The organism is Bacillus sp. 22483 (genome assembly GCF_052044605.1).
Lineage (GTDB): Bacteria > Bacillota > Bacilli > Bacillales > Bacillaceae > Bacillus > Bacillus altitudinis.
In genome coordinates this window covers 68310-89647 of sequence record NZ_JBQENU010000010.1, presented here as the reverse complement: position 1 = coordinate 89647, position 21338 = coordinate 68310, and the positions used below count along the sequence as shown (strand labels likewise).

Annotated in this window: 24 protein-coding genes; 10 read left to right on the top strand and 14 right to left on the bottom strand. The window is 43.3% G+C overall.

Annotated elements, in window-relative coordinates; all coding sequences use genetic code 11:
* Nucleotides 1–45: 45 nt before the first annotated feature.
* Complete coding sequence (locus ACTJJQ_RS14870; RefSeq protein WP_242731589.1) at nucleotides 46–678, bottom strand: GDSL-type esterase/lipase family protein; 633 nt, start codon at nucleotides 676–678, stop codon at nucleotides 46–48.
* Nucleotides 679–1091: 413 nt separating this feature from the next.
* Here ACTJJQ_RS14870 and ACTJJQ_RS14865 point away from each other — a divergent pair, with 413 nt between their 5' ends.
* Nucleotides 1092–1727 carry an FMN-dependent NADH-azoreductase gene (locus ACTJJQ_RS14865; RefSeq protein ID WP_024720223.1) on the top strand — a complete coding sequence of 212 codons (636 nt, stop codon included), beginning with the start codon at nucleotides 1092–1094 and terminating at the stop codon, nucleotides 1725–1727.
* 34 nt (nucleotides 1728–1761) lie between these two features.
* Here ACTJJQ_RS14865 and ACTJJQ_RS14860 read toward each other — a convergent pair whose 3' ends face one another.
* From ACTJJQ_RS14860 to ACTJJQ_RS14825, 8 genes are all read right to left on the bottom strand, one after another.
* Nucleotides 1762–2535 carry an IclR family transcriptional regulator gene (locus tag ACTJJQ_RS14860; RefSeq protein ID WP_242731587.1) on the bottom strand — a complete coding sequence of 258 codons (774 nt, stop codon included), beginning with the start codon at nucleotides 2533–2535 and terminating at the stop codon, nucleotides 1762–1764.
* Nucleotides 2536–2549: 14 nt separating this feature from the next.
* Nucleotides 2550–3554: a biotin-dependent carboxyltransferase family protein gene (locus ACTJJQ_RS14855; RefSeq protein ID WP_272878965.1), complete on the bottom strand. Its 1005-nt coding sequence runs from the start codon at nucleotides 3552–3554 to the stop codon at nucleotides 2550–2552.
* On the bottom strand, nucleotides 3551–4297 hold the full coding sequence (gene pxpB, locus ACTJJQ_RS14850; protein ID WP_025206767.1) for a 5-oxoprolinase subunit PxpB: 747 nt from the start codon (nucleotides 4295–4297) through the stop codon (nucleotides 3551–3553). The genes ACTJJQ_RS14855 and pxpB overlap by 4 nt, the downstream gene beginning before the upstream one ends.
* A gap of 19 nt (nucleotides 4298–4316) precedes the next feature.
* Nucleotides 4317–5108 (bottom strand): putative hydro-lyase, encoded by a 792-nt coding sequence (locus ACTJJQ_RS14845; protein ID WP_440600340.1) that lies wholly within the window; start codon nucleotides 5106–5108, stop codon nucleotides 4317–4319.
* Nucleotides 5109–5112: 4 nt separating this feature from the next.
* Nucleotides 5113–6330 carry an NRAMP family divalent metal transporter gene (locus ACTJJQ_RS14840; protein WP_007498097.1) on the bottom strand — a complete coding sequence of 406 codons (1218 nt, stop codon included), beginning with the start codon at nucleotides 6328–6330 and terminating at the stop codon, nucleotides 5113–5115.
* A 24-nt stretch (nucleotides 6331–6354) separates the two neighbouring features.
* The gene (locus ACTJJQ_RS14835; protein WP_440600339.1) at nucleotides 6355–7113 is read right to left on the bottom strand and encodes a LamB/YcsF family protein; all 759 of its coding nucleotides are present in this window, start codon (nucleotides 7111–7113) and stop codon (nucleotides 6355–6357) included.
* Nucleotides 7114–7286: 173 nt separating this feature from the next.
* Complete coding sequence (locus tag ACTJJQ_RS14830) at nucleotides 7287–8066, bottom strand: Cof-type HAD-IIB family hydrolase (protein ID WP_375831194.1); 780 nt, start codon at nucleotides 8064–8066, stop codon at nucleotides 7287–7289.
* 103 nt (nucleotides 8067–8169) lie between these two features.
* On the bottom strand, nucleotides 8170–8421 hold the full coding sequence (locus ACTJJQ_RS14825; protein ID WP_396484135.1) for an excalibur calcium-binding domain-containing protein: 252 nt from the start codon (nucleotides 8419–8421) through the stop codon (nucleotides 8170–8172).
* A gap of 200 nt (nucleotides 8422–8621) precedes the next feature.
* Between ACTJJQ_RS14825 and ACTJJQ_RS14820 the strand changes: the two genes are divergently transcribed.
* Genes ACTJJQ_RS14820 through ACTJJQ_RS14810 form a run of 3 tightly spaced genes read left to right on the top strand, consistent with a single transcriptional unit; the run spans nucleotide 8622 to nucleotide 9592 of the window.
* Nucleotides 8622–8999, top strand: a complete 378-nt coding sequence (locus ACTJJQ_RS14820) for a VOC family protein (RefSeq protein WP_025206763.1) — start codon at nucleotides 8622–8624, stop codon at nucleotides 8997–8999.
* 25 nt (nucleotides 9000–9024) lie between these two features.
* Nucleotides 9025–9318, top strand: coding sequence for a DUF5316 family protein (locus ACTJJQ_RS14815; RefSeq protein WP_440600338.1), 294 nt, complete (start codon nucleotides 9025–9027; stop codon nucleotides 9316–9318).
* Nucleotides 9319–9349: 31 nt separating this feature from the next.
* Nucleotides 9350–9592 (top strand): DUF2651 family protein, encoded by a 243-nt coding sequence (locus ACTJJQ_RS14810; RefSeq protein WP_025206762.1) that lies wholly within the window; start codon nucleotides 9350–9352, stop codon nucleotides 9590–9592.
* Between the two features lie 43 nt (nucleotides 9593–9635).
* Here ACTJJQ_RS14810 and ACTJJQ_RS14805 read toward each other — a convergent pair whose 3' ends face one another.
* Nucleotides 9636–10028, bottom strand: coding sequence for a RidA family protein (locus tag ACTJJQ_RS14805; RefSeq protein WP_007498112.1), 393 nt, complete (start codon nucleotides 10026–10028; stop codon nucleotides 9636–9638).
* Between the two features lie 343 nt (nucleotides 10029–10371).
* Between ACTJJQ_RS14805 and ACTJJQ_RS14800 the strand changes: the two genes are divergently transcribed.
* From ACTJJQ_RS14800 to ACTJJQ_RS14790, 3 genes are read left to right on the top strand one after another with little or no spacing between them, the layout of a single operon-like run.
* A complete protein-coding gene (locus ACTJJQ_RS14800) occupies nucleotides 10372–10833 on the top strand; it encodes an FMN-binding protein (RefSeq protein WP_052320634.1) in 462 nt (153 codons plus the stop codon).
* A gap of 15 nt (nucleotides 10834–10848) precedes the next feature.
* The gene (locus ACTJJQ_RS14795; RefSeq protein ID WP_052320635.1) at nucleotides 10849–11826 is read left to right on the top strand and encodes an FAD:protein FMN transferase; all 978 of its coding nucleotides are present in this window, start codon (nucleotides 10849–10851) and stop codon (nucleotides 11824–11826) included.
* Complete coding sequence (locus ACTJJQ_RS14790) at nucleotides 11784–12650, top strand: RnfABCDGE type electron transport complex subunit D (protein ID WP_440600337.1); 867 nt, start codon at nucleotides 11784–11786, stop codon at nucleotides 12648–12650. The genes ACTJJQ_RS14795 and ACTJJQ_RS14790 overlap by 43 nt, the downstream gene beginning before the upstream one ends.
* Nucleotides 12651–12695: 45 nt before the next feature.
* On the opposite strand, the gene ACTJJQ_RS14785 is transcribed toward ACTJJQ_RS14790, so the two are convergent.
* The 4 genes from ACTJJQ_RS14785 to ACTJJQ_RS14770 form a co-directional block, all read right to left on the bottom strand.
* Nucleotides 12696–14444: a methyl-accepting chemotaxis protein gene (locus ACTJJQ_RS14785; protein ID WP_256689012.1), complete on the bottom strand. Its 1749-nt coding sequence runs from the start codon at nucleotides 14442–14444 to the stop codon at nucleotides 12696–12698.
* A gap of 96 nt (nucleotides 14445–14540) precedes the next feature.
* Nucleotides 14541–15662 (bottom strand): mannitol-1-phosphate 5-dehydrogenase, encoded by a 1122-nt coding sequence (locus tag ACTJJQ_RS14780; protein ID WP_440600336.1) that lies wholly within the window; start codon nucleotides 15660–15662, stop codon nucleotides 14541–14543.
* A 1-nt stretch (nucleotide 15663) separates the two neighbouring features.
* The gene (locus tag ACTJJQ_RS14775; protein ID WP_019743148.1) at nucleotides 15664–16098 is read right to left on the bottom strand and encodes a PTS sugar transporter subunit IIA; all 435 of its coding nucleotides are present in this window, start codon (nucleotides 16096–16098) and stop codon (nucleotides 15664–15666) included.
* A gap of 95 nt (nucleotides 16099–16193) precedes the next feature.
* The gene (locus ACTJJQ_RS14770; protein ID WP_440600335.1) at nucleotides 16194–17636 is read right to left on the bottom strand and encodes a PTS mannitol transporter subunit IICB; all 1443 of its coding nucleotides are present in this window, start codon (nucleotides 17634–17636) and stop codon (nucleotides 16194–16196) included.
* Nucleotides 17637–18141: 505 nt separating this feature from the next.
* On the opposite strand from ACTJJQ_RS14770, the gene ACTJJQ_RS14765 reads away from it, so the two are divergent.
* From ACTJJQ_RS14765 to ACTJJQ_RS14755, 3 genes are all read left to right on the top strand, one after another.
* Nucleotides 18142–19776: a copper resistance CopC/CopD family protein gene (locus ACTJJQ_RS14765; RefSeq protein ID WP_440600334.1), complete on the top strand. Its 1635-nt coding sequence runs from the start codon at nucleotides 18142–18144 to the stop codon at nucleotides 19774–19776.
* A 16-nt stretch (nucleotides 19777–19792) separates the two neighbouring features.
* On the top strand, nucleotides 19793–20407 hold the full coding sequence (locus tag ACTJJQ_RS14760) for a YcnI family copper-binding membrane protein (RefSeq protein ID WP_017358509.1): 615 nt from the start codon (nucleotides 19793–19795) through the stop codon (nucleotides 20405–20407).
* Nucleotides 20408–20537: 130 nt separating this feature from the next.
* Nucleotides 20538–21134, top strand: coding sequence for an NAD(P)H-dependent oxidoreductase (locus ACTJJQ_RS14755; RefSeq protein ID WP_065459847.1), 597 nt, complete (start codon nucleotides 20538–20540; stop codon nucleotides 21132–21134).
* Nucleotides 21135–21338 lie beyond the last annotated feature (204 nt).

The following is a 21338-nucleotide window of genomic DNA, read 5'->3' as shown; positions in this document are numbered from 1 at the left end:
CAGCCCTTCATTTAAAAGAATGAAAAAAACTGTAATCCCGCGGGATCACAGTTGCTTAGCGGATTTTTGAAACAGCGCTTCTGCCATTGCTTCATATCCTTTGTGGTTCGGATGAAATTGATCAATCGATAAGTATGCGCTTTGATGACTTTCAAATACACCGTAAATATCCACCACTTCTACATGTGGATTCGTAGCAAGCTGGCGAAGGTGATGGTTGTATTGCTTCAGCCATCTCTCGGCGATCGGAATCTCAGGAAAAGGATTATATAAATTCAATAAATATACGCAGTATGGTTGATGCTGCCCTCTTTTTATCAGAGCGATTTCTTGAACCATTTTGCTAAAATTCGCCTGACAATGCATAGACGCTTGCAGCAGTGTCTTTTCATCTTCACCTTTTTCATACTGCAGAACAGCTTGAACAAGATCATTCCCGCAGCCTGTGATGGTGATGATGTCAGCATGAGCAATCGCCCGTCTTACATCAGACCGCTGAAAAAGCTGCAAGATTTCTTCCGTTGTTAACCCTGATTTCGCAAATACGGACAGTTTCACCGGTATATTCAGCTTCTTTTCAAGCTTCGCCGCATATCGCTCCGTAAAACCGCCGCCAAATAAACGTGCCCCCACCCCAACCGTTAAGGAATCTCCAATCGCAACATAGGATCGTCCCACTCTTATCCCTCACTCTCTCCTGCCTTCTCTTATATATACGAAAAAGAAGAAGAAATGCTTGTAGCAGATGGCTTAAAGGCATCCACCTTTTTTTCAAAGACGCAGGATGGGCGCATTTACAAACACTTTACTTGCGATATCGATTCATTTTTTGTTCAATGGAAGTAGGGTTTTTTGCTTAAATCGCGAACTTGAAGCGTTTCAGAAAAATTTACAAACTTTTTATCTTGATTTCAAGACTTTATACCTTGACTTCAAACTATATAGTGATTACAATGAAAATATCAGTTTTTATGTAACTGTGCTTGTTACATCTTTTTCATAGCATTCCAATATGATTAAAGATGCCACATATTCAGTGTATCTTTGGGATACACTAAAAAAATCATTGAAACAGGAAGGATTGAATGAACATGGCAAAAGTTTTATACATCACTGCACATCCGCATGATGAAACAGTTTCTTACAGTATGGCTACTGCTAAAGCATTTATCGAATCTTATAAGGAAGCAAATCCAAGTGACGAGGTTGTACATATCGATTTGTACAAAGAAAACATTCCTCACATTGATGCAGATGTATTCGCTGGATGGGGCAAGCTTCAATCTGGTGCTGGCTTCGATACACTTTCAGCTGAAGAGCAAGCGAAAGTTGCTCGCCTAAACGAATTAAGCGATCAATTCGTTTCTGCTGACAAATACGTATTTGTTTCACCACTTTGGAACTTCTCATTCCCACCAGTTCTTAAAGCATACATCGACTCTGTTGCTGTAGCTGGTAAAACATTCAAATACACTGAGCAAGGTCCTGTTGGATTACTAACAGACAAAAAAGCGCTACACATCCAAGCACGTGGCGGATACTACACTGAAGGTCCTGCTGCTGAACTAGAAGCAGGTCACCGTTACCTTGGAACAATTGCAAACTTCTTCGGTATTCCTTCTTTCGAAGGTCTTATTGTTGAAGGTCACAATGCTGAGCCTGCAAAAGCAGAACAAATTAAAGCAGATGCGATCGAACGTGCAAAAGCTTTAGGTAAAACTTTCTAATCATGAACACGCAAAAAGCCAATGATCTTAACGGTCATTGGCTTTTTATTTGTTCAGTTGCAAAACCTAATTCTTTTGAAATGCCGCTGGCCGCTTTTTTGACCTGCTCAATTAAATAAGGAAGCCGTTCCTTTTGATAGCCAGCCTCAAACCCTGCAATACTAATGCCTGCTGCCACTTCTCCGTGATGATTGAAAATGGGCGCTCCAATAGCCGCAGTATAGTTTTCAAGCTCTGAATAGCTTAAGGTATATCCACGCCTGTTTGATTCTTCGATCATGTTTCGCAGGACATCTTTATCGGTAATGGTTCCGATCCCGATTTTCCCGAGCTCTACCGAATCAATATAGGCAAGTCTCTCTTCCTCTGGCAAAAAGGAGAGAATACTTCTCGCACAAGCTCCCGCATATAATGGGGATCTCCTTCCGACAGCGGTATAGAGCCGGACAGGCTGCGTTCCTTCCATTTTCTCCACATAAATGGCTTCATCTCCTTCACGAATAATGAGCTGAACAGCCTCACCTACCTCATCACGCAAGTTTTCCATAAAGGGCTTTGCAATTCTACGGATATCGAGGCGGTCTGCGACAAGCTGACCGTATTCAAGGAACATCAATCCTAATCGGTAAACACCTGAAGGATGCTTTTCTAATAACCCCATATCGGCTAACGAGTTGGCCATTCGGTGTACAGATGTTTTGGGCATGTTCGAGAGCTCAATCATGTCATTTAACGTTAATTGTTCGTGTGTGATAAAAAGCCGTAATATCTCCATTGATTTCACAACGGTTTTATTTGTGTTCTGCATGTTCCTCACCTTTTCTAAAACGAAAATGCTTCGAGTTTTAATCTTGCCGTCAGGTCCTTCATCTCTGCTTCTTGTGTGAATAAGGCTTGCTCTGCTTCTTGGCGGCCAATTTGTTGAAACGTGAGATTCGCTCCAGGCATCGCCTGCGCAATGAGCGGCAAATCGACTGTTGCCACCTCACCAATTCGGGGATATCCACCTGTCGTTTGACGATCTGCGAGCAGAATAATCGGCTGGCCGTCAGGAGGAATTTGAATAGAGCCAAAAGCAACCGCTTCTGAAATCAATTCAAGTTTTTGCTTTAAACGAATCGGTTCCCCTTTCAATCTGCATCCCATACGATCAGATTGGGGAGTGACCTGATAAGACCGCTCGAAAAAAGCTTGCTGCGATTCTTCCTGAAAATGAGATAAATGTCTGCCTGCAAGCACCCGAATGACTGGTGATTTCCCGAGAGGCAAAAAATGCGCATGATTGACTGTCCAGTCTGGCGCACGTTCCCCTTTGCTTTTTAACATGTGAACGAGGCGCTCCGCCAGTGGTGACGGTTCTCCAATTGGCAGGACGTCTCCTTTTTCTAGCGGACGCCCTTCTATCCCGCCTATCTTAGCTCTGACGTACGTACTTTTACTTTTCATCACCGGCTCAACATCAAATCCACCGGCTACAGCGAGGTAGGAGCGGCATCCCCTCTTACAAGGGCCAAAGGTGATCGTGCTTCCTGCTCGAATGAAGAGTGGTTTCCATAGAGGCGCTTGTTCCCCGTCAATCTCAATCTCCACATCAGCACCGGTCACGGCAATCAGCTGATCCTTCTGACATGTCAACGCTGGGCCGGGCCCCATTAAAGTGATTTCCAGCACCGCTTCGTTTTCTTGATTCCCGGTGAGGATGTTGGCAATTCGGAGCGAGAGCGGGTCCATGCCGCCGCTCGTTAACACACCGTACTTCTGATAGCCTATTCTCCCTTTATCTTGAATGGTGGTGAACATTCCTGGCTTGATGACATGCATACTCAACGATCTTCCTCCTTCATGCTGAAAAATTCCTTTTCAGACAGTTGAACAAATCGAACCTCGTCCCCTGCCTTTAGTAGACTAGGTCTCTCAGCATTCGGCCGAAATAAGGACAAAGGGGTTTGTCCAATGAGCTGCCAGCCTCCGGGTGTAGATATCGGATAAACCCCTGTCTGCTTCCCCGCAATACCCACAGATCCTTTTGGAATCGACATTCTTGGTGTTTGTCTGCGCGGAGCTGCAATTTTTTCAGAAAGTCCGCCTAAAAACGGGAACCCAGGAGCAAACCCAATCATATAGACAAGATACGTCCCGGATGTGTGGATGCGTACAACTTCTTCAGGCGTCAAATCATTGATACGGGCGACTTCTTCTAAGTCAGGGCCGAGCTCTCCTCCATAACATACAGGAATGTCGACGATCCGGCGCTTTACCTGATTCCCCTCCTGCCAGTTGTCTTCAAGGAGGTTTTCAATATAGTCTTTGACCCATTCATACGGAGAGATCGCACGTTGCTTAAGCTGAGCAGATTGATACACCTTATAGGGCTCATAAAAGACGGTCACGTTTGTAAAAGCTTGAACAGCTTCCACATATCCTTCAAATGGATGCTGTTCAATACATGAAAACAGCTGCTTCACACGCTCATGAATGTCTTCACTTATGTCAGTCCCGGCTTGGATGACAATGGCTGCGTCTCCTAGCGGGTGGAACGTGATCGTATCTTTTATCGTTGAAAATGCCACTCTTATGACACCTCTCTTTCTACAGGACACCGAGCTTTTGATCTCTTACATCTGTAATAAACATATGACCGGGTGCATGGGTGATCGCAATGTCTGGCTTAGTGTGCATGACGATGGCTTGCGGCGTCACACCACATGCCCAAAACACCGGAACTTCCCCTTCTTTGAACACAGATGGTTCTCCAAAGTCTGGTTGATCTACATGTTCAATACCAATCACAGCTGGATCACCTATATGGATAGGACCGCCATGTACCGATGGGAATCTAGACGTCACCTGAACACTTCTTGTGACTTGATGCGCTGGGATCGGCCTCATGCTGACAACCATCGGACCATGGAATACACCTGCCCTTTCACATGAAATGTTCGTTTGATACATTGGGACATTATGTCCATTTTCAATATGGCGGACAGGAATGTCATTCAGCATGAGTGCATGCTCAAACGTAAAGCTGCATCCGATGAGAAAGCCCACCATATCATCCTCCCAATAGGAAGAAATATCTGTTATCTCTTCTTGAAGAACCCCTTTTTTGTAAACACGGTATTTAGGGAAATCCGTTCGAATATCGGCATCAGGTGCTGAACGCCTTGGCACTGGATCACCTGGGTCGAGCACATCAAGCAAAGGACACGAAGCCGGATTCCGCTGACAAAATAAAAGAAAATCGAAGGCCAGCTCTTTTTTGACGATCATTAAGTTGGCTTGCGCAAATCCCTCAGCAAAGCCAGCCGTTGGGCCTGTGATCTTCTGCTTACGAATCAATTCCCTTATTTGTGACGGCTTATAGGTTTGATATGCTTTCATGTGATCAGCTCCATAGTTTTGGAATTTCATTCATGATGGTATATCCGCCCATGATTGCCATGATGACAACAACAAACGCACCTGTTGCGGTCAAAAAGAATGGATGGCGATAATCACCGACAATTTCTTTTTTATAGGCAGCAATCAGCAATGTTCCGAGTGCAAGCGGCAAGATCAATGCATTGATGGCCCCAACCAAAATCAATATGTTCACAGGTCTTCCAATCGTTATAAAACAAATGGTCGAGAGCGCAATGAATCCAACGATAATGCCTCGTTGATTTTTCTCGATTTTTGGTGAGAAGGTTTTAAAGAAGGAAACGGAGGTGTATGCTGCTCCAATGACTGAGGTAATGGCAGCAGCCCACATAATAATCCCGAACATTTTATATCCAACATTTCCAGATGCTAATTGAAAAACAGACGCAGGCGGGTTCGACGGATCAATCTGTAAGCCTTTTGAGACAACTCCTAGAACGGCTAAAAACAAAGCCACACGCATCACGGATGTGATCAAAATACCGAAAATGGAACTTTTCGTCACTTGCGGCAATGCTTCCTTCCCCTTAATGCCAGCATCCAGCAGACGATGACCACCAGCAAAAACGATATAGCCACCAACTGTCCCGCCGACAAGTGTGACAATTGATAACATGTCAATTTTCTCTGGCACGAAAGTTCTCATAACCGCTTCTCCAACTGGCGGTGCTGTAGAAATAGCCACATACAGCATCAGACCAATCATGACAAAACCAGCGATTTGTGTGAATCGGTCCATCGCTTTTCCTGCCTCTTTGATGACAAAAATGAGAATGGCAATGACTGCACTGACCCCAGCCCCTATGCGGGGATCGACGCCGAATATGACCTGAAAACCGAGACCCGCACCAGCGATATTTCCAATATTAAAGGCAAGACCCCCAATGACAATCAAACAGGCTAACACATATCCGAGCCCCGGCAGAACCATATTGGCAATGTCCTGTCCTCTTTTTTCCGAGACGGCAATGATACGCCATACATTTGTTTGCGCAAAAATGTCTAGTAAAATGGAAATCAAGATGACAAACCCAAAGCTAGCTGCGAGCTGCTGTGTGAACACCGTTGTTTGTGTTAAAAATCCCGGTCCAATGGCGGACGTTGCCATTAAAAAGGCTGCGCCCATCAGCATAGAACGGTTCCCTTTTGGAGCTTTCATCTGTTTGGCTTTCTCTCTTTTCATGCTGTTTCCCCCTTTGATGACGATTTATCGAAAGGCCTTGAGTTGAATAGTGGCTTCTTTTAGCTTCGCTGTAATGGTTTTTGCAAATTGAAGCGCGTGACTGCCATCCCCGTGGATGCACACCGTATCTGCTTTGAGCTGAACATCTTCCCCTTGCACTGTCTGCACTTTTCCCTCTCTTACCATACGGATGACCTGCTGAACCGCCCTTTCATCCTCTTCAATAAGTGCATGAGGTTCACGGCGTGATGTCAGTGTCCCGTCTGGTTGATACGTCCGATCAGAAAAAACTTCATGTGCCACTTGAAGACCGATTCTTTCCCCTGCTAACGCAAGTTCACTGCCTGACAGCGCAAATAACACAAGGTTAGGATCAATATCATACACAGCCTTCGCAATAGATTCAGATAATTCAGTATTTTTAGCCGCCATGTTGTAAAGGGCGCCATGTGGTTTGACGTGCTGCATCGTACCGCCTTCTGCTTTCAGAAAGGCTGATAGTGCACCAATTTGATAGATCACAAGATCATAGGCTTCCTCTGCTGAGATCGCGATTGGACGTCTGCCAAAACCGACTAAATCTTGCAGACCTGGATGTGCACCAATTTGAACCCCTTTATCCAGTGCCATTTTAACCGTCTTTCTCATCACAGTTGGATCTCCCGCATGAAAACCGCATGCAATATTGGCTGAGGTAACATATTCAAGAATTTGTTCATCTGAACCGATGGTGTATTGACCAAAACTTTCTCCCAAATCACAGTTAATATCCACTTGATACATAGGACCCCTCCTTGTCGTTCCGAATTACGGAATAGAAAGTCCGAATATTCGAATTTATATTGATTATACCAACTTTGGATAGACTGCACATGAAATTGTCAGAAAATATAACAATAGAACTAGGAGAAAACAAAAAAAGTGAGAGGTCATGTCCTCTCACTTTTTCTACTCGTTTATTTAGACAGCACCCAATGCTGAATGGCTTTTGCTACCCCGTGCTCTGTATTAGGAGCCGTAATCCAATCAGCCGCTTCTTTCACAACTTCTTGTGCATTGCCCATTGCAATGCCTAATCCGGCTTCTTGAATCATCGCCATATCATTTAGGCTGTCGCCAAGTGACATGACATTGTCCATTGTGCAGCCAATGCGTTCTGCTACTTTTGCAAGAGCTGCCGCTTTGTTAATGCCTGCTGCATTGACTTCAATATTGGTTGGACTGGAATTCGTGATTTCTAGCTGTCCATTTGTTTTCAATGTATGGAGGACTTCCTCACGTACAGCATCGTCATGAATATCAAAACCAAATTTCAACCATTCGTGGTCATGAATGCGTTCAGGGAATTCTCCTCTCCACACCTTATCCACAGTAGATGCCCAGTAATCGGTTTCGTATCTGTTTTTTAGATCCCACATCATCTGAACGTGATCGGGATGCAGTAGTTCCCGTTCAATCAACTGGAAGTTTGAATCCCAAATTTCACTTCCGTTCGCTGTGACAAGATAGGAAGAGAGTTTCAGCGGCTCGACCAGCTCTTTGCATGTCATCAGCGTACGTCCTGTACTAATCACCACATGGACCCCTTTGGCTTCTGCTTCTTTAATGGCTTGTTTATTTTCCTCAGGAATGACGTGCTCACTGTTTAACAGCGTGCCATCCATATCAATGGCAATCAATCGGATGTCTTTCTTATCAGCTTGTGTTGACAAATTGAGTACCCCACTTTGTATCATTTTTTGAATCTATCTTTATTTTAATATAAAGATGAAGATGGCACAAAGGGACGAGTTTGATCCCATAGAAAAAAGACCTTGTGACAGGTCTTTTTTCTTCTTCTTAACGTTCACACGCAATGCCGTCTTTATCACGGTCAAGGTGTTTATTTTTTAAGTAAAGTGCTTTTGATGCATAAGGCTTGTACTTCGTTTTTCCACCTTTATTTTTCGTATTTTTGCTTTTTGCCACGCCGCCTTTATACACTTTGTTGAGTGCTTTGCAGTTTTTGTACTTGACTGTCTTTGCATCCGCTGTGTGAGTGTCAACTTGTGTAAAGCTAAGTAAAAGACCGAATGATATGACAGCCACCATGATTTTTTTCAACATGTAAGTTCCCCCCTATTTTTTCTCATTTTACATTTTTATCATATGTCACCACATTTTGTTTTTCAAGACGATTGAGGTGAAAATATTGGTTTTTTTGGAATTTAATAATTCTTATGACCTATATGTTAAAATGAGTGGGAAACCTTTCCGGTTTTGACACGTATATGAAGAGAGGAGCTTTCCATATGAAAATGAAATATACCATTCTATATGTAAACGATGTTGAAGCAAGTATTCAGTTCTACCATCATATCCTCGGTTTCCCGATTAAATTGAGAGTTGAATCCTATGTTGAGTTTGATACAGGAGAAGTGACCTTATCGATTAATTCACGCCAAGATGTGAAAGAGGCACTTGGTCTGCCTGTTCCAGAGGCAGTTAGCTCGTCACAAACGTTTGAGATTGGCTTTGTTGTGGATGATGTGAATGAAACCATTGCGGCCTTGAAGGAAAAAGGAGTACCTGTCATCAAGGAACCTGCCAAGAAGCCGTGGGGACAAACGGTTAGTTACGTGTCTGATCCTGATGGACATTTCATTGAAATATGTGATGCGGTCTCCTAATAGCTGTCCGAAGGAGTGAAGCGTAATGAGAAAGAAACATGCTTTTTTTGTTGGTGTTTGCTCCATGCTGGTGATTTGCAGTGCGGCGCTCATATTACAGCACCATGAATGGATTGGATTCGTCAGTGGTGGAATCTCTATTATTGCGTTCGTTGCATCTGGATTTCTTATGGGTGCATGGACCAACGGGGAAGAGGCACGAGCGGCCTATCACTCTGAAACAAAAGAACACCGGATATTTCGTCTTGATACGGCGTTTCTTTTCATCATCTTTGCTCTTCCGCATATGGGTGCAGCACTGTTATATGTTTTTATGTAAATAGTTGATTTGGTTCAAAGGAGTAATTAACATGGCTGTTTTTGTCTTATTCGTTGTATTTGGTTTACCTATGATCTCTGTGCTGATTGGTATTTTCGGCACATTGTTTTTAAAGAACATTTGGTTCCCCACCTTGATTGTGCTGGTAGCGAGTGTGATTCTGATGTTCACCTTTATTGGTGGAAATAAAACCTTTCTCATTTGGGTCATCATCTACACAGCCTGTGCATTTCTCGGTGCATTCATTACAAAGCGATTCAAAGCTGTTTCATAAATACTCATCAAAAAAAGAACAGTTTGCACTGTTCTTTTTTTGATTAAATATCGGCACACCATAGCTCTATTTCGATTTTCAGCTCTGGCCACCCTAATGCAGTCACATAGGCAACGGTCATTGATGGATATGCCGTTTTGAAGATTGCATCCCACTGTGGATATAGATGGTCCCAATCAATTTCTTCTGTTGCCCAAATATTGACTTTGATGACGTGTTCTTCATTCAATCCTTCTGATGCAAGGATTCTCTTTATATTTTCAAACGTATTGGTGACTTGGTCGTTTAAGCTTGATGGGATCTGTCCATCCGCTCCTGTCCCTACTTGACCTGATGTCACAAATAACCCCGCACCCTTTGGCACCCTCGTGATATGACTGTAGTTGCCAACGGGTTTCGGCATACTTTCTGGGTTTTTTCTCGTGATTTTTTCCATGTAAATCCCTCACTCACTATGATTTTTCTGCGTGTTTTTCCTCCTGTAGACAGACTTCACCAATTTTTGTCTATCCTAAAAGAAAACAGCAGTGGAGTATCCGTAGCCACAAGGTAAGAACATCAATATTTTCTTTTTCATGGACGAAACACTCCTTTTTGATTGCGTGAGCAAGGTTTAGATTTATTTCATCCTACCTGATAAATGAACCACAGTCAAAAATAAATGATAACGTGTAACATCTTGATTCTTCATACCCATTATCTAAAATCGTTCTTTTCTTGTTCATGGTTTGTTCAAATTTCTTCTATATAGTAGATCGTAATAGGAGGTAGGATACATCATGGCAAAAATAAATAAGAAAATGATTAGTCTTTGCACCGCAGCCATTAGCAGCTTATACATCACTGGTTATGCAACTACCCATCACGCTCAAGCCGTTCAAACAGCACAATCAAATACACAAGCAGACGCTTCTAATAATACATCTCTCACATCAGATACTACCGCCACTCAAACAGAAGATACCACTTCAGAAACTGAACTCAAGGATGGTACTTTCTCTGGTACTGGATCAAATGAGATTGGCTCTATCAGTGTATCTGTTACCATCAAACAAGGAAATATCACTTCTGTCGAGATTACGAGTGATAACACTAGATACGGGCAAAGCTCCATTTCATCATTACCTAATGAAGTGGTTATCAGACAAAGTGCTGATGTAGATACGGTGAGCGGTGCAACATTAAGTACTCAGGATTTTGAAACAGCCGTTGCTCAGGCTTTAGAGCAGGCAAAGGCATAGAGAGGAGACACTATGATGAAATGGTTAGGACAACAAAAACTGATGACTTATCAAAAATCCATGCTGGCTATGGGAACTGTTATCAATATTCAAGTGGTTGCCTATGAAGAAGATCGACGAGCTGTTTTAGAAGACATCAATCGCGCTTTTTCCATTTTTTACGATATCGAACATCGGTTTAGCCGTTTTCGTTCTGATTCGGAAGTCATGAAGTTAGCCAATCGCTCAAATCAAGAGGTATTAGTCAGTGAAATGCTTTTCGATTTAACAGCCTATGCGTTAGAGTTAGCTGAATTAACAAATGGAAAGTATGATCCAACCATCGGGAAAGTCATGGAACAAAAAGGATTCAATCGGTTATACACGACAGGACAGACTTTTTCATCAGATGACGTTCCACACACAGCCGTTCATTACCGTGACGTCCAGTTAAACGAGACGAATCGGACGATTTATTTGAACAAACCGCTTATTTTGGATTTCGGTTCTATTGCAAAGGGATTTGCGTGCGATCTTGCCGCAAAAGAGCTTGAAGCATGGGAAGGCTTTATGATGAATGCTGGTGGGGATGTGTTGGTATCTGGATTTAACGAACAACAAGAAGAGTGGACAATTGGGATTCGGCATCCCATTCACAAACAGACCAACATCTCGGTCATTCAAACGACTAATTGTGCGATTTGTACATCTGGAAGCTATGAACGGATCAGCCGTAATGATCCTCATACGCACCATTTGATTCTCCCTCAAACGAAACAGTCTGAACAAAGTTTGTTAAGCTGTACCGTCATTGCACCACTCGGTATGCTCGCAGATAGTCTCTCTACAGCTGCTTTTTTATTAGGTAGAGAAGGAGGTTATTCTTTTTTAGCCGAACATGAAATACCTGCCGTGATGGTGGATCAAGATGCTGATATGACCCTAACACCGGAGATGAAGGAGGTTCCATTATGGAATTACAGCCAGCACCAACCACAGACCAAACATTTTTGAAATCATCGCCTTCACTAAAAACCTACATTCGGACGCCGAAACGGTATGTCATTGCCATTCTTTTGGTTCTTCTAGCCGCCGGCAGTCTGCACACTGGATTTCTTAGTGGTCTCACTACAGTTGCCACCAGCATTGGGACAGCACTGATTCTTGACACTTTTATTACAAGAGTGATTCGGAAACGTCATAAACACACATTCCCTGATGGAGCTCTGCTCACAGGGCTGATTATTGGCATTGTTCTCAGTCCAGCCACTTCTTTTGCTGTATCTACTTTCACAGCCGCAGTAGCCATTTTATCTAAGCATGTCATCACTTATCAAAAGAAACCAATTTTGAATCCAGCCGCATTTGGTTTATGGCTCTCAGTCATTTTATTTTCTTCCAATCAAAGCTGGTGGGGCGGTATGTCTCTTCTACCTTGGTGGACTATAATCCTAGTGGTGGTCGGCGGTTATTTGGTGACAAGCCGCGTACAAAAGTTCCCGCAAGTTTTCGCCTTTCTAGCCGCATACGGACTCATTCACCTCATATTGGGATTCATCGGCCTAACGGATGCTTCATCTGCTTTTATTACGCCCTACTTAAATGCCGTCTTGTTCCTTGCATTCTTTATGTTGACTGATCCACCTACTTCACCAGCAAAGAATCGTGATCAAATCATCTTTGGTATCCTCTGTGCTGTCGTTTCATGTGTGGACTTCTATTTATTTAACAGCTTATCCTACTTACTCACAGGGCTTTTATGTGCCAATGCTTGGAAAGCCTATCGAACGTACCAAACAAATCAAAAGCGACGGGCAATAAGGACGAAAGTCGTCTAAATAAAAAAACGGACATCGACTTTTCGACGTCCGTTTGACCATACCTTATAAACGATAACGTGCAATATCTTGATTCAATCGCATGCTTAGCTCATTGAGCCTTTCTGCTGCCTTCGCCACATTGGAGATGGCGGTGACTTGTTCGTCAGTAGATGCAGTGATTTCTTCAATCGCTGCGGCATTTTCTTGAGAAATATGCGCTGCACCATGCATCGCTTTTGTGATGAGGTCGTTTTGTTCCAGTAATGTATTCAGCTCTTTTGCCATCGCATTCGTTTCAACGATGGTTTGTGAAATCGATGTAGAGATGGAATTGAATTCTTGTTCTGTTGCATGAACCGCTTCATCAAGCTCGGCAAAACGATCCATTGTTTTGGACATCATGCCAGCTGTAGCCGTCGTTTCTTCTTTAATGCCTTGAATCATCTGCTGTATTTGAACAGCTGATTGCTTTGTCTGTTCAGCTAAATTCCGCACTTCACTCGCCACAACCGAGAATCCTTTGCCATGCTCTCCTGCACGAGCTGCTTCAATGCTCGCATTCAGGGCCAGTAAGTTCGTTTCGTTTGAAATGCTTTCAATGGTATCTGTGATTTGAGAAATATCTTGTACTTTTGTACTTAACTGCTCAATCCCTGATCGAATGCCTTGAGATGCCTGAATGGATTGCTCATTTGATTGTTTTAATTGCTGGACAATTTGCTGACCCTGCTCGGAAGATTGGTTCGACTGGTCTGAAATTCGTTTGATCTGGTCGCTTTGTTCTTTGACGTTTTCAATGGATTGATTGAACTGAGTCATTTGTTGATTGGCTACCTCAAGGTCTGATGCTTGATGAAGGGTCCCAGTTGAGATATCTCCAATCGCTCGGCCAATTTCTTCACTGCTAGCGGATGTTTCTTCAGAGATGGCGGATAGATCTGTCGCAGATTCGACGAGCTGGCTGCTCGTTTCCTGCAAACCGCTCACAAGTGCTCTGAGCTCTCCTGACATATGATTAAAGCCTTTTGCCAGCTGTCCAATTTCATCCGAGGTTTCTTTTAAGCTGGTGCGTTCAATATTGCCCGCCGCAATTTCTTTTGAAGCAGCCGTGACTTGCTTGAGCAATCTCACTTTTCCTCGGGCTGCCAAATAAAAGACACCCATACTTAAAAGAGCGACACCTGCTGTAATGAGAATAATATAGAGCTTCATCTGCTCTAGTTCTTTATAAAATTCATCCTGAAATACAGCGATTCCTATACTCCAATTCCACGGTGTAAACTGGTTCATATAAGCGAGTTTTTGCTTTTCTTCCCCTGTGGCATCGTCTTTATCCATATAGGTGATATAGTGTGCATCCTCACCTTTTGCTGTGGCGCCAGCGACCATTTTTTGACGATTTGTCGTGTTATCTGGGATGACGCCGATGTCGTTAACCGGATGAACCTGTGATGAATAATCGGCTCCATATGCGACAAGGTAGCCTTTATTTTTATAGATGAAATCTGATTTTTGAAATTGATACCCTTTCCCGTTGTCATTCTTCGGCCCGCTCAAGTAAATACGGGCTTGTTCCTGCGCCTGTTCAAGCGTCAGTTCTTTTTTCTCCACACGGTCGTTCAATTGTTCAAGAGTGGCCATCGCTCCATTTACGATGTGTTTTAAATCTGCTTTCCCTGCATCAATTAAGACATTTTTCGCTAAAAAATACCCCGTTGTTCCTACAAGTCCGCCTGTTAAAATTGTAATAACGATAATGGCTGACATCAATTGAAAAAAGACACTCCTTGAAGCAAACGCTTTCTTTTTCATGTTCTAATTCCCCCTTACTACATATATCGTCATGCAGGGGAAAGTATTAAAAAAGTCATAGAAAAATCCCTTTCACGTTAGAAAGGGATTTTTTGATTATCGCTCGGTTTCTTTGAGAATGGCTTGATAGAGATCGTCTTCAGGTTTGAGTCCACATACCTCTTGAAGCACACCTTCAATGCCTTTTTCTTTCCTTAATGCCTGCAAGCGGACCGCTTCTTCGTCTTCTGCAAAGTCGTAAGCCAAAGCAGCAGCAATCCCTTTGATTAAGTACACTGGCTGCTTGATCTTTTTCGCTGGACCGATTAAACGGTCATCTGCTCCCAGCTTTCTAAGAGGAGATCGTGCGACTCGAGTCACTTCATCGGAGATAAAAGCATTTTCAAATCGCTTGATGATTTTTTGAATATACGCATCATGTTCTTCTTTTCGGAAGCCATACGCGTCAATTAAATAACTGCCCGTTTCATGAAGGGCACCTTCGACAACTTGACGAATGTCTGGTGTATCAACAGCTTCTTTAATGGTTTTTACGCCTTGCTGATACCCGACATAAGCCGCTAGTGCATGTCCTGTATTGACGGTGAAGAGCTTCCGTTCAATATACGGCGTCAAATCTTGGACAAAAGTCGCTCCGTCAATTTGCGGAACATCTCCAATAAAGCCCGTCTCATCAATGACCCACTCGAAAAATGGTTCAACCGACACTTTGAGAATGTCCTCATGGTGCTGAATCGGAACAATGCGATCAACCGCAGCGTTTGGAAAGCCAACGGTTTGTGATATCGCTGCTTGCTCATCTGCTGTTAAATGAGAGAACACCGCTTCTTTTAAATGAGCACTTCCCCCAATCATATTTTCACATGCCACGATGTTGATGATATGGTCAGGCTCTTTTTGTTTTAATCCTTCAGCAATCGATGAGGCAATGATCTTCAATACGGCTGGTCCAACAGCTGTTGTAATCAAATTGGCTGTGGCAACCGCCTCTGTTAATGCTGCTGGATTTTGCGAAGAATTGATCGCTGATACGGGCCCTACTACTTCTTGCTTCTGCCCTGGTGCTGCCAGTTCAACCGTGTATTCTCCTCTTTCATTCAGCTCATTGATGACCGCTTCATTCACATCGGTAAAGACAAGTTCAAAGCCTGATGCCTTTAACAAAGAACCGATAAACCCTCTGCCGATATTCCCTGCTCCAAAATGAAGTGCCTTCATATTAGTTCACCTCATTAAAGATGGCGATCAGTTCATCCTGATCCTTTGCATGAATGATCCGTTCTACATTTTCTTCTTCTGAACAGACAATCGCAATTTGAGACAGAATATCAAGATGCTCGTTGTTTTTTCCAGCAATCCCAAAGACGACTTTCGCCACATTTCCTTCACCATATTCAACACCATCTGGAATTTGGATAATCGAAATCCCTGAATGAAGGACAGCCGCTTTCGCATCCTCTGTTCCATGAGGGATTGCAATGCCGTTCCCCATAAATGTAGAAGAGATCTCTTCTCTTTCAAACATTTTGTCGACATAATCACTTGTGACATAGCCGTTTGCTACGAGGACTTCGCCTGCTTTTTTGATGGCTTCTTCTTTAGAACCTGCTTGTTCGTTTAGAAAAATATTGTCTTTAGAAAGTACTTGTTTCATACATGATCACACACCTTTTTTAGAATAAAAATCAGGAAAACAACCAAAACGGGGAGTTCAATTAGGAAAAATTGGACTCAACCCGTTTCGTCATGTTATTTTTTCAATTTCTCAATCAGCTCATCATATTTCGGGCTGTTTAAGAAATTATCCACTGAGATATGCACAGCGCCTGGCAGCTTTGCCTTGGCTCTGTCTGTTAAATCTTTATGAGTAAAGACCACATCCGCATCGTCTGGGATGTTGCTGATCGACGTGTTTGTCACATCGATATCAAGCTCTGCCTTTTTCACTTTGTTTTTCAGAATGGACGCACCCATTGCACTTGAACCCATCCCTGCATCGCAGGCAAAGATGATTTTATTCACTTCATCTGGATTGACGTCACTTGGAAATGCTGCTTGCTCGTTTGCTTGAGTGTCTTCTTTTTGTGCCGTAAGAGCAGCGGCTGCTGCACTTTTCTTGCCTTTCATGTCCTGCATCTTTTCTGTTGCTGCTGTTAAATCTTCATCAACTTCTTTAGATGCTTTCAAAATGACCGATGCGACAAGGAACGATACGATAGCTGCTACGACAACACCTGCTAAAACGGCAAGGTGACCGCCTTTTGGAGACATCAGCATAAGCGCAATAATACTTCCTGGTGACGGCACAGCTTTTAATCCTGCATTTAATAATGTGAACGTCAGGACACCACTTGCTCCCCCTGCAATGACAGCCAAAATGAGTTTTGGTTTCATTAAGATGTACGGGAAGTAAATTTCATGGATTCCTCCTAAGAACTGAATGACAATGGCACCTGGTGCAGACTGTTTCGCATTTCCTCTTCCAAAGAACATATACGCAAGAAGAACACCTAAACCTGGCCCTGGGTTTGTTTCAAGCAAGAACAGAACAGACTGCCCTGTCTTCGCTGCTTGCTCGACCCCTAACGGCCCTAAAATACCTTGGTTAATCGCGTTGTTTAAGAATAATACTTTTGCAGGTTCAATGAAGATACTTGCCAGCGGTAGTAAATGAGCATTGACAATGATATCTACACCTGCCGCAAGGGCTTTATTCAGACCTAGTACCACTGGGCCGATAGCATAGAATGCAATGGCAACAAGAATGGCACCGAGGATACCTGCCGTAAAGTTATTCACAAGCATTTCAAAGCCAGATTTGATTCGGTCTTTGAACAGCTGGTCGATTTTCTTAATAAGATAACCGCCCAGCGGCCCCATGATCATGGCACCTAAAAACATTGGAATGTCTGAGCCAACAATGACCCCAATCGTAGCTGTAGCACCGAGCACTCCGCCTCGATGGTCATAGACGAGTTTACCGCCTGTGTAACCAATTAAGAGCGGCAGTAAGTAGTTAATCATCGGTCCAACGAGTGTAGCTAATTGCTCATTCGGAAGATAACCACTTGGAATGAACAAAGCTGTAATGAGTCCCCATGCAATAAATGCACCAATATTCGGCATAATCATGCCGCTTAAATAGCTTCCAAAGCGCTGTACTTTCACGCGGAATCCGCTTTTTTCCTGCATCTGTGAAAACCCCTTTCTTCTCTCCCTTTATTTCGGGCTTTATAGGTCAAAAGATATAAGAACAAGAGTCAGTGAAGCTCTTATACCTATCGTAAAACGCTTTCACTTTCCCTTCAATTGAAACTAAATGTCACTTTGTCACTTAGTGTGTGACAAAATTGAAAAATGATGTGACACTTCTCGGCATACCATAGATGATAGCGGGGTAAAAGTTGAATTTACTGTTGTTTTGGCGCAAAATTCATTGGAATTTCACAACTTTCAAATGGTCACTTCTTGTTTCCTCTACTTAAATCGAATAGGCTTATATTGATCAAACATTCAAGAAACGTCTGCGCAGACAAGACATGACACAGAAAAAGTGAACCATCTTGCTATTTGTTTCGTTTACCTTTTAGAGTGGGCGGTACAATAGAAAGAGCGGTTTTTCTGTGACTCACAGTTTACTGCCGCTTTCTTTCTGATACATGAGACATTTTCATAGGTAGAAAGGCGGTTATTCACATTGTTGAAATATCGTAAGTGGCTTCTGCTGCTCATCTTCATGTTCTCCTTTTTCATTCCAAAAGAGGCATTTGCTCATGCATATGTGGTGAGCTCAAATCCAGTAGCAAATGAAGAGCTGGATCAGCAGCCTCCTGCAGTCTCGATCACCTTTAGTGAAGGGATCGAAAGTGGATTTCATGCCATTAAGGTGTTTAATTCAAAAGGGGATCGTGTGGATCAAGGAGATACGGTCATCAAAGAGCAAAAGATCATGGAAGCAGCTTTAAAAAAGAATTTACCTAAAGGCATTTACACCATTCAGTGGAATGCGGTATCAGCCGATGGGCACTCTGTGTCTGGCATGATTCCGTTTAGTATCGGAAAAGCGGATGGAGGATTTGATCAATTAGATCAAGGACAATCGAGTGAATCCATCGATATGGCTTCAACCATTGACAAAGCCTTTCTGTATACGTCATTTAGCTTATTTCTTGGAACCATTTTATTTGGGCTTCTATGGTTTAAAGCGGCCATAACCGACGTTTTAGCTCGGCGAATGAAGCGACTTTTGACTGTTTCACTGATCATGATGGGCGGATCACTCTTGTTCCAGCTGCCGATTCAAACTAAATCAGCGGCAGACGTGTCCTTTTTAGGGGCATTTCAACCATCGCTTTTACAAGAAACCATTGCGTCGACTTCGGGCGGGAGTCTGTGGATGATGCTAATGGCGTCATTTGTTCTACTGTCGATCTGGACGATTGTGGCGATGAAAAAAGGAAACTTCACTTCCTTCCGGGTATGGCTGTTTCCACTGCTCATTTTCACTGTGCTCCTATGGCTAAAAGCACAAATCGGTCATCCAGCCGCAACAGATAATAAAATACTGACAACGTCACTTGACTTCATTCATCTCGTTTCGGCATCTATTTGGGTCGGCGGCTTAACAGCCATTGTCCTTCTTTTGATGAAGAAACTGCCGAATGAAGATCAGCCGCTCATACGCAGCACCCTGACAGCTTTTCATCCGTGGGCACTGCTCTCAGTTGGACTGATTGTGTTTTCTGGGTTTGTGAATGCGATTTTTATCCTGCAATCATTTGATGCCCTTTTCCAATCAGCCTATGGACGCACCTTCTTAATCAAACTTGGTTTATTTATCATCATGGGTCTACTTGGGCTCGTCCATTATTTGATGCTGAGATGGGAAAAGAAGCAGAAACGAAACGTATCTTTACGAGCAGAGTGGATCATTGGGATCGCTATTTTACTATTAACAGCCGTATTCACCAATATCCCAAGCCCTCCGCCGCCTGCACCAGAGCCATTCTTTGGAGCCAATCAGGTGGAGCATCGTGACCTTGTGTCTTTGAGCATTACCCCGAATGCTCCTGGTAAAAACACGTTCGAGGTGGCATTTACGAAGAAGGATGGACAAACGATCACAGACATTCAATCAGTGACAGCTAAGATCCACAAAGTCTCCTTGTTCGGTGATGAAACGCCAAACGAGTTTCAGCTGAAGCGATTAAAGAATGGACATTTCTCGGCTGAAAACCTCTTACTAAATGAAAAAGGCACTTGGAAAATTGAGATTCATGCATTAACTGGTTCTTTTGACAACATCGATACGACATTCATTAGAAGAAACTAAAAGGAGTTCATTTCATATGAAAAAATACGTTAAAGCTTTATTACCAATGCTTCTCGCTTCATTTTTACTGGCGATTCCTGTGAGTGCACACGTGACAGTCAAACCTGATACATCTGCAACGAATGCTTGGGAAACCTATACGTTAAAAGTACCTTCTGAAAGCGACAGTCCGACAACAAAGGTTGTCATCACGATGCCTAAAGGCGTAGAATTCCAGCAATACGAGCCAGTGCCTGGCTGGAAAACAACAACTGAAGAGAAAAACGGAAAAGTCACAAGAGTCACTTGGGAAGCAACTGGCGATGGTGTCCTTGCTGGCCAGTTCCAGCAATTCGTGTTTGTCGCAAAAAACCCTGAAAAAGCCGGCGAAGCGGCATGGGATGCCTATCAATATTACAAGGATGGAACAGTAGTTGAATGGACTGGCGACAAGGACGCTGATAAGCCTCATTCGATCACAAACATTGTTGCGTCTAATACCGTAACGGATTCACATGGTCAAGAAAAACCAAAAGAAGAAAAGGCATCTGAAACAGCCTCTTCTTCTTCTTCACCACTTGTTCTTGGTCTGTCCATTGCAGCCTTAGTTGTGGCATTAATTGCACTTGGACTTGCTTTTAGAAAGAAATAAGCCTTACATGAGCGATCGTTTTTTCAAGCGGTCGCTTTTTATTTTCCCAACCTATCATTACCAATATAGGATTGAATAGGATACTCGTGCATGCCATAATGAGACACATGACCACCTAGGAGGCTATGAGATGAACCATCTAATCATATTTGCTCATCCCCAGCAAAGCTTAAATCAAACCCTATTAGATCTTGTTGTAAGCACTCTTTTGAACAATGGTCATGATGTGACGGTTCGTGATGTGTATAGCATTGGCTTTCCGCCAGAGCTGACAACAGCAGAAAAGGTTGCCATGAGAAACGGACATGTGCCGGTACCGGTTCAAAGAGAGCAGAAGCTGATTCAACAAGCTGATGTCCTCACGTTTATCTTTCCAATATGGTGGACAGGCTTGCCGGCGATGCTAAAGGGTTATGTGGAGCGCGTTTTTTCAGAGGGGTTTGCGTATGAGATCAATGAAAACGGAGTGGTGAAAAATCTGCTTCGAGACAAAAAAGGGGTCATTATTAATACGCATGATGCACCGAGGACCTTTCTTGATTCAAATATGATCATCACCCCCAGCCATCACATGACGACAGATACAGCCGCCTTCGATCTGATCGGCGTTGAGCCAGTCGAACGGCTCTTATTCAGCAGCATGGAACAAGCATCTGCAGACGACATCCACGAGATTCTCAAAGAAACAAAAGAAACGGTGGATCAACTTTTCCCACCGGCTGTTTAACATAAAAAAACTGCCGAGGCTTCTCGGACAGTCACAGATTGTTGACAAAGGGCTAAAATGAACTTGATTTTAGCCCTTTGTCTTCCTTTTCAGCGTGATAGAAAACCTTTGCAGCCCTAGGAAGGACGAGTACTGGAGCGGAGCGAATTTGACATTCGTGAGCACCAGCACGCAGGACTGACAAAGAATGCGAGGGTTTGCCTA